Source organism: Pseudomonas matsuisoli (genome assembly GCF_014647635.1).
Classification (GTDB): domain Bacteria; phylum Pseudomonadota; class Gammaproteobacteria; order Pseudomonadales; family Pseudomonadaceae; genus Pseudomonas_P; species Pseudomonas_P matsuisoli.
In genome coordinates, this window is sequence record NZ_BMPO01000010.1 from 1 (window position 1) to 13241 (window position 13241).

General features: G+C 61.5%; 10 protein-coding genes and 1 riboswitch. Of the genes, 2 read left to right on the plus strand and 8 right to left on the minus strand.

Going from position 1 to position 13241, the window contains the following annotated elements; genetic code table 11:
* The 8 genes from IEY47_RS18310 to cobO form a co-directional block, all read right to left on the minus strand.
* Positions 1–1401: type VI secretion system Vgr family protein (locus IEY47_RS18310; RefSeq protein WP_188985373.1), on the minus strand; the 1401-nt coding region annotated here is incomplete at its 3' end.
* 138 nt (positions 1402–1539) lie between these two features.
* Entirely contained in the window at positions 1540–2169 is a 630-nt protein-coding gene (locus tag IEY47_RS18315; protein WP_188985375.1) for a LysE family transporter, read from the minus strand.
* Positions 2170–2374: 205 nt separating this feature from the next.
* The gene (locus IEY47_RS18320; protein ID WP_188985377.1) at positions 2375–2881 is read right to left on the minus strand and encodes a vWA domain-containing protein; all 507 of its coding nucleotides are present in this window, start codon (positions 2879–2881) and stop codon (positions 2375–2377) included.
* Between the two features lie 152 nt (positions 2882–3033).
* Entirely contained in the window at positions 3034–4038 is a 1005-nt protein-coding gene (locus IEY47_RS18325; protein WP_188985379.1) for a magnesium chelatase ATPase subunit I, read from the minus strand.
* The gene (gene cobN, locus IEY47_RS18330; protein ID WP_188985381.1) at positions 4038–8096 is read right to left on the minus strand and encodes a cobaltochelatase subunit CobN; all 4059 of its coding nucleotides are present in this window, start codon (positions 8094–8096) and stop codon (positions 4038–4040) included. Before cobN ends, IEY47_RS18325 begins: the two co-directional genes overlap by 1 nt.
* 220 nt (positions 8097–8316) lie before the next feature.
* On the minus strand, positions 8317–9381 hold the full coding sequence (cobW, locus tag IEY47_RS18335; protein WP_188985383.1) for a cobalamin biosynthesis protein CobW: 1065 nt from the start codon (positions 9379–9381) through the stop codon (positions 8317–8319).
* A gap of 58 nt (positions 9382–9439) precedes the next feature.
* Positions 9440–9799: a DUF1636 family protein gene (locus IEY47_RS18340; RefSeq protein WP_188985385.1), complete on the minus strand. Its 360-nt coding sequence runs from the start codon at positions 9797–9799 to the stop codon at positions 9440–9442.
* Positions 9796–10404, minus strand: coding sequence for a cob(I)yrinic acid a,c-diamide adenosyltransferase (gene cobO, locus IEY47_RS18345; protein WP_188985386.1), 609 nt, complete (start codon positions 10402–10404; stop codon positions 9796–9798). Before cobO ends, IEY47_RS18340 begins: the two co-directional genes overlap by 4 nt.
* A 136-nt stretch (positions 10405–10540) precedes the next feature.
* A riboswitch (cobalamin riboswitch) is annotated at positions 10541–10729 on the minus strand.
* A 449-nt stretch (positions 10730–11178) separates the two neighbouring features.
* On the opposite strand from cobO, the gene IEY47_RS18350 reads away from it, so the two are divergent.
* Positions 11179–12144 carry a 2-hydroxyacid dehydrogenase gene (locus IEY47_RS18350; protein ID WP_188985387.1) on the plus strand — a complete coding sequence of 322 codons (966 nt, stop codon included), beginning with the start codon at positions 11179–11181 and terminating at the stop codon, positions 12142–12144.
* Between the two features lie 29 nt (positions 12145–12173).
* Positions 12174–13172: a methyltransferase gene (locus IEY47_RS18355; protein WP_188985389.1), complete on the plus strand. Its 999-nt coding sequence runs from the start codon at positions 12174–12176 to the stop codon at positions 13170–13172.
* Positions 13173–13241 lie beyond the last annotated feature (69 nt).

A 13241-nucleotide genomic window follows, 5' to 3' on the forward strand; every position in this document is an offset into this window, starting at 1 on the left:
CGGCAGGTCATAGGGGACGGCGTGTTCCTTGTGATACAGGCAACCGGTGACCAGGGGTTGATCGGGATCGCCTTCGAGGAAAGTGACCAGTACCTCCATGCCGACCCGAGGGATCGCAATGCCGCCGTAGCGATCGCCGGCCCAACTGCTGGAGACGCGGAGCCAACAGCTGGTCTTGTCATCGGCTTGGCCGTGGCGGTCCCAGTGGAACTGGACCTTCACCCGCCCGTATTCGTCGCAATGGATTTCTTCGCCGGCTGGCCCTGTCACGACGGCGGTCTGGCTGCCGAGCACTTTGGGTTTGGGATGGTTCAGGGAAGGTCGAAAAGGGGCCTCCCAGGGGGTTGCGGTAAAACGGTTGCGATAGCCCTGGGTAAATCCGTCAGAGGCTTGGGTGTCGCTGGTGATGGATTCTTCCAGCACCTGAGGTTGCTTGCCTTCGTGATGCACCTCGGTGAGCAGCCAGAGGTCGTTCCAATCGGTACGTGGGTGATCGGCAAGTTCGAGGAAGTGGCCGGAAATCAAGCGCGGGCAATCGCTGCGGCCTTTGGCAAGACGGTAGTCGCGGCGGTGGCGTTCGAGGGCGCGTTGGCTGAGGTGTTTGCCGCGCTCACGGTCGATGAAACGACCGGGGTAGTCGTAGTCTTCCAGCAGCGGCAAATCCTCACCTTTGGCGACCGCTTCCATGAGGACGCGAGGCTTTTCGAAATCGTAGTCTCGGCGAACGACTTCGGAGGTGCGCGTTTCTAGGCGCAGCGCGAAGCGTTTGATCACCGGCTCGCTGGCGACGAGGCCGCTGTCTTGTAGGTAGGCGACGGGCTGCCCCAATTCTGGAAATACCGTCTGGTCATCACCAAACACCAGCACATGTCCCTGTTCGCTGTGCTGGAAGTGGTAGTGAATGCCTTCTTCCTCGCACAGGCGCTGGACGAAGTGCAGGTCGGTCTCGTCGTACTGCACGCAATAGTCCCGCGGCGGATAGACGACCGGACCCAGCTCGAAGCGGTGGGCGTCACCAAGAATGCCGTGATCGGCGAGCACACGTTCGATGATCTGCGGCGCGGTGAGGTGCTGAAAGATACGTTGGTTCGTGCGATGGGCGAGATACGCCAGACGCGGCACTAAGGTGACGTGATAGCGGGTCAGGCGTTTGCCGGCGTCGCCTTGGGCGATGCGGTGGATCTGACCGTGGATGCCATTGCCTTGCGGTGTAAAAGATAGAAATGCGGATTGATGCAGCAGCGGTTCGAGATCAAGGTCAGGCCGCTCGCTGACCAGCGTCAACTCGAACGTATAGGGCTGGCTGATGGCCTCGTGGCCGGTGAACTCGAGCACCTGAAAGTCGTGCTCGACTCCCGGCAAGGCAAGCGAAAAATGCCGATCATTGGCGACATCGAACATGTCCACGCCTCCCTGCGTGACCTTCGAAAGGTCGGCAGGATGGCGAAGCAAATGATCGAGCTCAACCCGGTCGGTACATAAACCGGAATCAGGTCACGCGTGAACGTTAATGCGCCTAACGCAGCTCACAAAACGGCATCAGCGCATTTGCGTAAAGGCAAGCTTGATGCCCAGTGCTACCAGAACCGCGCCCATCGCGCGGTCGAACCAATGTCCCAAGCGGGCGAAGCCCGCGCGTACCCGGGCTTGACTAAACAATAGGGCCACCATACAGAACCAAAGCCCAGTGGCCACGGCCAGGTAGAGGCCGTAACCCGCCTGCACCAGATGAGGTGTTTGCGGGCTAATGACGACGGTGAACAACGAAAGGAAGAACAGCGTCGCTTTAGGGTTGAGACCGTTAGTGACAAATCCGACCACGAATGCCGACCGCGCGCTTCGATCTGCCGAGGGTGCCGATAGTGCGTCTGCCGATACCGCCGCAGGCCGCGCTCGCAGCGCCTTGAAACCGATGTAGAGCAGATACGCAGCCGCCAGCCACTTCAACGCGTTGAAGTGCACGATGGATTGCGAAACGATCAGGCCAATACCGAGCAGTGAATAGGCAACGTGAACAAGGATGCCGGTACCGACACCGGCGGCGGTGATCAGGCCGGTACGCCGGCCTTGCATGACGCTCTCGCGGACCACCACGGCAAAGTCCGGCCCTGGACTTGCCACAGCCAGGAGGTGAATGAGCGCGACGGTAAAGAATTCAGCCCAGTACATGGCGAGTTCCAGCGAGAATTGAGGGCTGCACTTTACGCCGATGCAGTACGCGGTTGAAGTAGAGTGTGTGAGACCTGCAGACGTCGTGCTCGTCAGCAATTGGCGCTTCAGCAATCGCTGTCGCAACGCCACGCTGTGTGTCGAATGTTCGTTGCTGATCGCCCGCAAGCGGGCTCCTACAGGTGGCAGTCAGGGCAATCGCTTTTTAACGTTCCACACGCGCCATGTCCTCCGCGCGCTGGTAGCTCGCACTCCACTGCATAGCAAGACGCGACATGCGCCCGAGTGGTACGGAAGCGCTCTCGAAATCCACTAATCCAATTGTGTCAGCGTAACGCGGGCATTCGGGCAAAGGATCGAAACGGCCGTCACTGAGAAACCAAAGGAACGTTGCTTTGCCAGGCGTCTTTCGCTTAACACTCGCCAATATCCGCTCGGCCAGCGCCATCCCAGATGTGGCGGGCGATGCTCCGCCACCTTCGATCGGCCGAATCCAGCGCTCGTTGAAGGCGATCGCTTTACCAGGGTGCCGCAATACATGCGCGCGCGACCCGGAAAAACCGATCACCATCAGTTCGCCACGCTCGCGGTAGATTCGAGCGCTCCAGCGCGTTAGCAAGCCTTTGGCCAACGACAGGCTGCGCCGCTTGAGCATCGAGCCCGAGCAGTCCAGTACCACGCAGTGCAGCACTCCAGACTCGGCTTTGCGCATCTGAAAACGAAGGTGATGCTGCGCGAGCGGAGCGTGCGACTTGGCCAGCAGCGTACGCGGCCAATGGATGTGGTTGGTTTCATGAATGCCGGAGCGCCGCCTCCCGGCTTGCCCCCCGATTGCCGGAAGACGGCCGGATGAAGGCGTCCGGCTCAGCGCTTTTTTGCGGTTAGCGGGTCCGCGTGGGCCAGAGACTGGATGGGTGCCGTTTCGGGCGGCATCGCACCCCAGTCATCCGTAGCGGCGGCCGAACCACCGCCGTGGGACGTATCGCGCGGCGTCGGTTCCTGTCGAGCTTCGGGTGGTACTTGGCGGCGATGCGCGAGGACCAGCTCCGCCACTGCATCGAGATCCTCCCCCAGAACCTCGTCTCGCTGTTGCCAAGCGGCATGAGCTGCGGCGGCGCGCAGCATGACGAGGTCCGCACGCACGCCTTCCACGTGTGCAGCGTGACAACGTTCGCTGACCTGCCGATACAGGGCGTCGCTAAACGGAAGTTCTCCTGCACGCTGCCGGGCGTCCGCCAAACGCTGGGCCAGCCCCTTCTGCGTAGCATCATGGTCAGCGAGAAAACGCTGCGGATCGCGATCGAACAGAAGACGACTGCGCACGATGGCTTCGCGAGTCCCTATGTCGATGCGCTCGCCCAAGCGCACGAACAACCCAAAGCGGTCGAGCAGCTGCGGACGTAGCTCGCCCTCCTCCGGGTTCATGGTGCCGACAAGCGCCACCCGTGCCGGATGCTGATGCGAAATACCGTCACGCTCGATTCGGTTGATACCGCTGGCGCAGACGTCCAACAGCAGGTCCACCAGAGGATCGGCCAGCAGATTCACCTCATCGACATACAGCACGCCGCCATCGGCTTTTGCCAGCAGCCCTGGACGGAAGACCACATCGCCCGACTGCAACGCTGCGCCAATATCAAGCGAGCCGGCCAATTGCTCCTCGCTCGCGCCCAGGGGCAGGTTGACGAACGCGCCGCTTGGCAGCAAATCCGCCAAAGCGCGGGCACTGGTGGATTTCGCCGTACCACGCGGGCCTTCGATCAGCACGCCACCAATATGTGGATCGATCGCCACCAGCAGCAGTGCGAGCTTGAGGTCGTCCTGGCCATGCAAGGCAGCGAACGGGTATTGCGGGCGTGTGCGTTCCATCAGGTTTCCAGGTCTCGTTCGGCGTTCAACAGGTGCGCTTCGAGGCGTTCTCGATAGTCGCCGGGCTCAGCCCAGAGCCCGCGCTGCACGGCCTCCAACAGGCGCTCGGCGATATCGTGAAGCGCGTCCGGGTTGTGCCGTTGCAAAAAATCTCGGTTGATCGGGTCTTCCAGATAGGCATCGGTTACGCCGGCGTACTGGTCATCCCGCACCACACCTGTGGTGGCGTCGAAAGCAAACATCAGCTCGACCGTCGCCGCCATTTCGAAGGCGCCTTTATAGCCATGCCGGCGCATGCCCTCGATCCATTTCGGATTGGTCGCGCGAGCCCTGACGACGCGGCTTATTTCTTCATCCAGCCCGCGAATACGAGGCGCCTCGGGATTGCTGTGGTCGCCGAAAAGCAGCGCCGGGCGATCGCCCGACAGGTGATGGACCGCCGCGCTCATGCCGCCCTGGAACTGGTAGTAATCATCGGAATCCAGCAGGTCATGCTCACGATTGTCCTGGTTCTGCACCACGGCCTGAATAGTCGTCAGCTGCTGCGCGAACGTGTCCGCGCGCGCTTCGCCGTAGACCTTCGCACCGTAGGCGAACCCGCCCCAGTTCAAATAAGCACGAGCCAGGTCACCTTCATCCCGCCAGTCGCGGGAATCCATCAAGCCTTGCAAGCCGGCCCCGTAGGCACCGGGCTTAGCGCCGAAAATGCGGAAGCTGGCTCGGCGATGCGCTGCGGTTTCATCCAGACCTTCCGTTTGCAGCTGGGCGCTTTCGCGAAGGATGCGCGCGCGGATCGGGTTCGCCTCTTCCGGCTCGTCGAGCCCGGCGATCGTCTGAACCGCCGCGTCGAACATCTGCATCACGCCCGAGAACGCGTCACGAAAGAAGCCGGACACCCGCAGCGTGACATCGACACGTGGTCGTCCGAGGTTCGGGACGGGAATGATCTCGAAATCAGTCACACGATGGCTGCCTTCGGCCCATTTCGGACGGACTCCGATCAGCGCAAACGCCTGCGCGACGTCATCACCGCCAGTGCGCATGGTGGCGGTGCCCCAGACGGATAAACCGATGCTGCTGGGGTAGTCCCCGTTGTCCTGTACGTAGCGTTCGACCAGCAGCGCTGCCGACTTCTCGCCGAGCGTCCAGGCAGTTGGCGTCGGGATCATGCGAGTGTCGACGGAGAAGAAATTACGGCCTGTCGGGAGCACATCAGGGCGCCCGCGCGTGGGAGCACCGCTGGGGCCGGGAGGGACGAAGCGGCCTTCCAATCCACGGGAGAGTTGGTGGAGTTCTTGAGGACCGCAGGCGCGTAGGCGTGGACGGAGGTCGTCGGTGATGCGTTGGAGGACGGGATGGGTGTGGGGAAGAGTTTGTGGCAGATCCGCCTGATCCTGTAGGAGCGAGGTTGCTCGCGAAAGCGGTTCCGACCTTACCAATGCATCGCCAGGAATATCGCAATTCGCGAGCAAGCTCGCTCCTACAGGGGGCGTAGGCTGCTGAAGATTTGCGTCAACTGCTGGCTTTTGTAGGAGCGGGCTTGCCCGCGAATTGCGATCTGTCTGTACGTCCTGCAGTGAGGTGGAAATTGCTTTCGCGGGCAAGCGGATCGCCGCCCGGCCCGCTCCTACAGAGATCGAGGGCGCTGCGGCATCGTCGTTCGACTCCAACTCTTCCAGCAGTGCTAACGCCAACAGCTCCAGCCGCTCCCGGGTGTCGCCAAGCGTACGCCATGGGCCATCGCAAATAGCGCAAAGAATCTCAGGACGACCCCCTTCCCACGGATTCCCCCACTCCCCAGTCAACGGATCGAACTCACCACCTGGCAACAAATCATGCACCAGCGCACGAACCAGGCTGGCATTACGCCCCTGGCCATCGCCCACTCCGTGGCGAGCCAGCGCCAGCAAGGTATCCCGCTCCAGGCGGCCTTGAGGCGACTCGCCAAAGACATGCAGCCCATCGCGAATCTGGCTTTCCTTCAATTCGCAAAGATAGGTATCGGTGCGGTTGAGGAGCGTCTGCTCGTCTTCCTCGCTCGATGGCGGCGGCATGCCGAGGTCGGCATGCAGGTTGTTCTGCAAGATCATCGCGAGAATTTGCTTGCGCAAGAGCCCTGCGCGGCGCGGATCAAGTGTGAGTGCATCGTAGAACTCATCGATCAGGCGCTCGAGGTCACGGGTCGGGCCGTAGCTTTCCGCGCGTGTCAGCGGTGGCATCAGGTGGTCGATGATGACCGCCTGAGTGCGGCGCTTGGCCTGGGTACCCTCCCCCGGATCATTGACGATAAAGGGGTACAGATGAGGCATGGGCCCGAAGATGATGTCTGGCCAGCAGGTGTCGCTCAGCGCGACGCTCTTGCCCGGCAGCCATTCGAGATTACCGTGCTTGCCGACGTGGACGATGGCATCGCAGGCCCAGTGGCGGCGCAACCATGCATAGAACGCGAGGTAGTGATGCGGCGGCACGAGGTCTGGGTCGTGGTAGTTGGCCATCTCGTCGAGGTTATAGCCGCGCGCTGGCTGGATACCGACGAACACGGTGCCTAGGCGCAATCCCGCGATCATGAAGCGGTTCTGGCGCAGCAATGGATCTTGCTCGGGCGGTCCCCACCGCTCGACCACAGAGGCACGGCTGGTCTCGGGCAAACCCTCGAAAAACGACAGGTAATCCGCCATGGCCAGGCTCTGCATGGCGGGTCGCATGCCCCAGTTATCTGGATCATTGGTGATGCCGGCCTTCAGCGCAGCCATCAACGTCTCACCGTCGGCAGGCGTGCCTTCGACACGGTAACCATCCTGCTGCAGGCGGTTGAGGATATTGATGATCGACGCTGGCGTATCGAGCCCAACCCCATTGCCCAGCCGACCTTCCCGCGTCGGATAGTTAGCCAGGATCAGGGCGAGGCGCTTCTCAGCATTCGGCAAGGTGCGTAGGCGGCACCAACGGCGTGACAGTTCGGCAATGAACGCCATGCGCTCTGCCCGCCCGTGATACTCGACGACGTCGCACTGCGTGAGCTCACAGCGCCTGCCCAATCCCTTGAAGCTGAACGCGCGGCTGATGATGCGCCCGTCTACTTCCGGCAACGCCACCTGCATGGCCATGTCGCGTGGCTGCAGACCGTGCGGATCGTCCTGCCAGCCTTCCTGATTGCCGCTGGAAAGCATCACTTGCAGCACGGGAATATCGCCAACGAGCGCATGATCGCCCGGATCGTCGATCGCGGAATGGGCAAAGGCGGTACTGTTCAAGATCAGCCCGACCTCATGCTCGGTGCAGAGCTGACGTAACGTAGCCAGGCACAGTCCGTCCTTGAGCGAGAGCAACGCGATCGGCAGCGGATTCAAGCCGGCGTTGAGCAGCTCGTCGCACAGCCCGTCGAACACCCGCGTATTACCCGCCTGGAGGTGAGAACGGTAGAAAAGAACGGCGACGCATGGCGCTCCTGGCAACCAGCGCGCCTGCCAATCGGCGACTGCAGCCGGCTGCCGTTGCGGATGATGAATCGTGATTGGCGCCAGCGTCACAGGTGGCGGTACCGGGCCTGGCAGGTCGAAGTAGCGAACACCGAGATAACGGTAAAGCGCCGCCGCATTCCCTGCCCCACCTTCACGCAGATAGCGCCACAGTTGATGGCATGCCTCACCATCGGCGGTGCTGAGCGCGGTAAGGTTCGGGTCCTCACTCATGTCACCGGAAAACATCGCCAGCACGATGCCCTTACGGCGGCACAGCGAAACGAGCTGTTCAGTGCCGTAGGGCCAATAGCTTTCGCCGCCCAGGTGGTCGACGACTATTACCTTCGCGTGCTGCAGCACCTCGTCGATGTAGAGATCGATCGACGCGTGCTGGCGCAGGTGTACGAGGTTGGCGAGGCGTACTTCGGGGTAAGGCGCCTGGGGATCACGGGCTTGCGGATGCGCAGCTGCCAGCAGGGCCAGCGTCGTGTCAGCCGAACTCAGAATGACGATATCGCCGGGTGTCTGGTCGAGCCGGGTGATGATCGCGCCGCTCTCGTCGACGTAGCCACCCGGCATGGCTGACAGCATGTGCATCTGTGACGCTTCCTCAAAGCCTGTTCACGATCTCGCGAACCAGGGCAGTTCGATGGCTAGGCATATATGTGGGAGCGGACCGGGCGGCGATCCGCATGTCCGCGAGATGATCTCAAACTCACAGCAGTTATGCCTGATTACACCCTTCGCGGGCATGGCGGATCGCCGCCCGGCCCGTTCCCACAGGAGAAGGTTGATTACGAAAGATCGTAAACAAGTTTTAAACGGCCGCCGACTCGATCGCCTGCTGCAACACCGCACCGTCCAGCTCCTGACCGATCAGCACGAGATACGTGTTCGGCGTTTCATCGGCTGCCCAGCGGCGATCGAAATAGCTGTCGAACCGCTGCCCGACGCCATGCACGACGAGACGCATCGGTTTTTCCGGCAGCGCCACGAAACCCTTGATGCGATAGATCGTGTGCTCACGCACCAGTGTTTCCAACGTAGTCATCAGCCGGTCGCGGTCTACATTGCCAAGGTTCACAACCACCGAGTCGAACAGATCATGGTCGTGATCATGCTCCTCGTCGTCGCCATGATCGTGATGGCCCTTACGCAGGTGGATCGTTTCTTCGGACGCACGAGACAACCCGAGGATGAGGTCCAGATCGAGCCGACCCGCGTCGCTGGCGATGATCTTCACTTCCGGCGGCACCTCGCCACGCACGAGCGCCGTGACCTGCTCGACGGCGGCGGACTCGACAAGATCGGTCTTGCTCAGGACAACGAGATCCGCCGCGACCAGCTGGTCCTCGAACAACTCATGCAATGGCGACTCGTGATCCAGATTCGGATCCGCGCGGCGCTGCTCATCTACCGCTTGAGGGTTCGCAGCGAACTGCCCGGAAGCGGCAGCCGGCGTGTCCACAAGTGTGACCACCGCGTCCACCGTGCAAGCGTTTTTGATCTCGGGCCAGTGAAACGCCTGAACCAACGGTTTGGGCAATGCCAGGCCGCTGGTCTCGATGAGGATATGATCGATGTCGGCGCGGCGCTCGATCAGCTCGCGCATCACCGGGTAGAACTCTTCCTGCACCGTGCAGCACATGCAGCCGTTGGACAATTCGTACAGCTGGCCCGCCTGCTCGTTGCCGTCCTCGTCACAGCCGATGCCACAACCCCGCAGGATGTCGCCATCGATGCCCAATTCCCCGAACTCATTGACGATCACGGCAATGCGGCGCCCTTCGGCGTTGTCGAGGATATGGCGCAGCAGCGTGGTCTTGCCGCTGCCCAGGAAGCCGGTAACGATCGTGACGGGGATCTTGCTGGTGCTGTTCATGGGGCAGTCCTGAAAAATGAAGAGATGAAAAGATGAAAAGATGGAGAGATGAAAGTGGTCAGGTATCCAGCGCGGGAATGCGCGCGACAAATTTGCCTTTGATGCCAGCCGGCCAGGTGCGAAACGGTACCTGGCCGGTTTCTGATTCAGTGTATTTGCCGGCGTAGTCGAGCAGCGCCTCGGCAGCCGTTTCGTCCGGCGTGAAGCCGCCCAGTACATATGTGATCTTGCCGGGTGCACGTAGCACCGCCGCGCAATGGCGCTGGCAGGTCATAAGGCAGCGGGTGCGGGTGACGGTCAAAGCGGAGGCCTTGGCCTGTTGCTCGACGAGAGAGGCAAATCGCTCACCTTTGCGCTCCACACCAGACTCATCCTGCCCGCAGGTTTCGCAGACGATCAGCGTTGTGGGCTGCGTCAAAAGTCCACCCCGGCCTGGCCTTTCACACCGGCCTTGTACGCATGTTTGACGTCTTTGATCTCGCTCACGGTATCTGCCAGCTCCACCAGCTCGGGCTTGGCCGCACGGCCAGTGATGATGACCGTCTGCATGTGCGGGCGATTGCGGATCGCTTCCAGAACGGTGTCGAGGTCGAGGTAGTTGTTCTTGAACATGTAGGTCAACTCGTCCAGGACGACAAGGTTCAGGCTCTCGTCCTGCAGCATGCGCGCAGCATGGGTCCAGGCTTCGTCCGCGGCGGCCTTGTCCTTGTCCCAATCCTGGGTGTTCCAGGTGAAGCCGGTGGCCATCTGGTGGAACTGCACGCCGGGCGCCTGGCGCTGAAGGTAGACGACTTCACCGGAGGTCTGCTGCCCCTTGATGAACTGCACGACACCCGCCTGATGACCGTATCCCAGCGCTCGGTACAGAGTGCCGAACGCTGACGTGGTCTTGCCCTTGCCGTTACCGGTAATGAGGATGAAGATGCCGCGCTCGATCTGCGCCCGCTCCATGCCCGCATCTACCACGGCCTTCTTGCGCTTCATGCGCTCGGCGTGGTTCTGCTTCTTCTCTTCGTCGATCATCTGCGGCTCCGACAAAAGACCACACAGGCGTGGCCAAAAAATTCGGGCGCTCGGGGGAAACGGTTTGCACCGTCGACACGGGATGACGCCTCGCCAACGGGCGATGCGCGATTCCGGTACCCACACCCCGAGGTACGCCATGGCGATCGATCAGGCCGGTCTTCTGGCTCGCCGTCTTCCGCAGCCTGCGCCTTCCCGGGGTCACCAGTGGCGATTGCAAGCGCGTCAGGCTTTACAGCAGCGGGGGCTGCACCGGGATGGGCCTGCAGCCGTACCGGACTTCCCGTTTCACCCCTCACGGGGCACCTGTTCGAAGGCGCGAGGGTACCTGAGTCATGGTGGAGCGGCAATTGGAGAGGGCTCGGTGGTTGGGTTTTGGGGTGGGGATCGTTTGAGTATTTTGCTGCCTGTTAAGGCGCCTATCGCACCGCGGTAGATCCGGAGCGTTTGTGGAGCGGCTGCCGACGCATTCGCGGCCAAGGCCGCTCCTACACAAGCGTGCTGATTTCTCCTATTGATGTCTTTTCTTGCGCCACCCTGTAGGAGCGGCCTTGGCCGCGAATGCGCCAGCCGACTCAACACAAGGCTAGAGAATGACCGCAAAACCCTTGATCCAAACGTCCTCGGTTGGCGCACTACGCGACCGATCACCCACATAACCAAGACGATAGACCAGTTGCGCGTTCAGCCTGTCCGTGGCGTACTTCGACGGCCTGGGGACATCAATGTGGTCCTCTCCATCGAACCGATAACAATGAATCAGGAACCCGCCACATGAGCGAACAGCGCCGCGCCGTCTTTCTCGATCACGCTTCCCTTGATCTGGGTGATCTCGACATGTCTCCGCTCGAGGCAGCTTTCGACCAGTTGGATATCCATGCCGCTACCGATCCCGCTCAGGTTGTAGAGCGCATACGCGATGCGCAGGTCGTCATCTCGAACAAGGTCAAGCTGGATGCGGCGGCATTTGCCGCAGCGCCGAAGCTTAAGCTCATCATTGTCGCGGCCACGGGCACCAACAATGTCGATCTGCAAGCGGCGAAAGCTCATGGCGTGACGGTGTGCAACTGCCAGGGTTACGGCACGCCATCCGTCGCGCAGCACACGATCATGCTGCTACTGGCACTCGCCACCCGTCTGCCTGATTACCACGATGCGGTACGCGCGGGTCGCTGGCAGAAGGCGGATCAATTCTGCTTCCTCGACTACCCAATTTTCGAACTGTCCGGGAAAACGCTCGGCATCCTCGGCTATGGGGAACTCGGCAGTGCCGTCGCGCGACTGGCAGAAGCCTTCGGAATGAAAGTGCTTATCGGGCAACTGCCCGGACGTCCCGCATCACAGGATCGCCTGGCGCTCGACGACCTGCTTCCGCAGGTGGACGCCCTGTCCCTGCACTGCCCGCTTACTGACCAGACACGCAACCTGATCGGCGCCCGCGAACTCGCCCTGCTCAAGCCAGGCGCGTTCGTGATCAATGCGGGCCGCGGCGGGTTGGTTGATGAAGTGGCACTGGTCGACGCGCTACGTAGTGGCCATCTAGGCGGTGCCGGCTTCGACGTGCTGACACAAGAGCCACCGAAAGACGGTAACCCGCTACTCGCTGGCGACGTTCCCCGGCTCATCGTTACACCCCACAGCGCCTGGGGTAGCCGCGAGGCCCGTCAGCGGATCGTAGGGCAGTTGGCGGAAAGCGCCGAAGCATTCGCAAAAGGTGCTCCGGTCCGAGTCGTCGAGTAAGCTCTGCGGTTTTTTTGCAGGAGCCTCAGATGGACCCGCGAAGCGAAGTATTGCTGCGTCAGGCCGAACTCTTCACCGGTTCGGTCCTTTTGGCGGGTCTGCCGGCGGACGATCTCCTGCATAACTTGCCGGACGCCTCTGGCTGGACGTGGCATTTCGGCGACCACCGTCACCTCGGTCAACGGTTCGGTGCACGCACAACGTTTGGCGTGACGCCACCAGAAGCCGAGACAGATACAGCCGTCCTGTTCCTGCCGAAATCCCGCGAGCTGACCGACTACCTGCTAGCGACTCTGGCGTCTCGCCTTACGGGAAAATTGCTGTATCTGGTCGGCGAAAAACGCGGCGGCATCGAACGTGCCGCGCGCCAGCTCGAGGCTTTCGGCAAGCCACAGAAACTGGACAGTGCCCGTCACTGCCAGCTTTGGAAAGTCCGCATCGAGCAGCCAGTTCCCGCGCCAGACCTCACTTCGCTCGCTCAACGTTTCACCCTGGACCTTGCCGACGGCCCGCTACAGGTCGTCAGTCTGCCTGGGGTATTCGCCCACGGTCGCCTCGACCGAGGCAGCGCGCTGCTTCTCGAACATCTGGACGGTTTACCTAGCGGGCACCTTTTGGACTTCGGTTGTGGCGCAGGCGTGATCGGCTCCTGGCTCAAACGCCGCTACCCGGCTAGCCAAGTGAGCCTGATGGACGTCGACGCATTCGCCGTCGAGGCCAGTCGCCTGACATTGGCGGCCAATAATCTGGAAGGGTCAGTCTTCGCGGGCGATGGCATTGGCGATGCACCGGAAGCGCTTGTGGGCATCATCAGTAATCCGCCCTTTCACCAGGGCGTTCATACCCACTATCAGGCCAGTGAAGAACTGCTTCGCCAGGCCCATGCGCACCTCGAACGCAGCGGAGAGATACGGATCGTGGCCAACAGCTTCCTGCGCTATCCGCCACTGATCGAGCAGCATCTGGGCTCATGCCAGACGCTGGCCGAGCGTGAGGGGTTTCGTATTTATCGGGCGGGTAAGCGGTGATGTGAGACCGCGCAGATTGCAGTCCGATCTGCACATCTATGGCGCCGTAAGATTCTGATCGCCCACAAG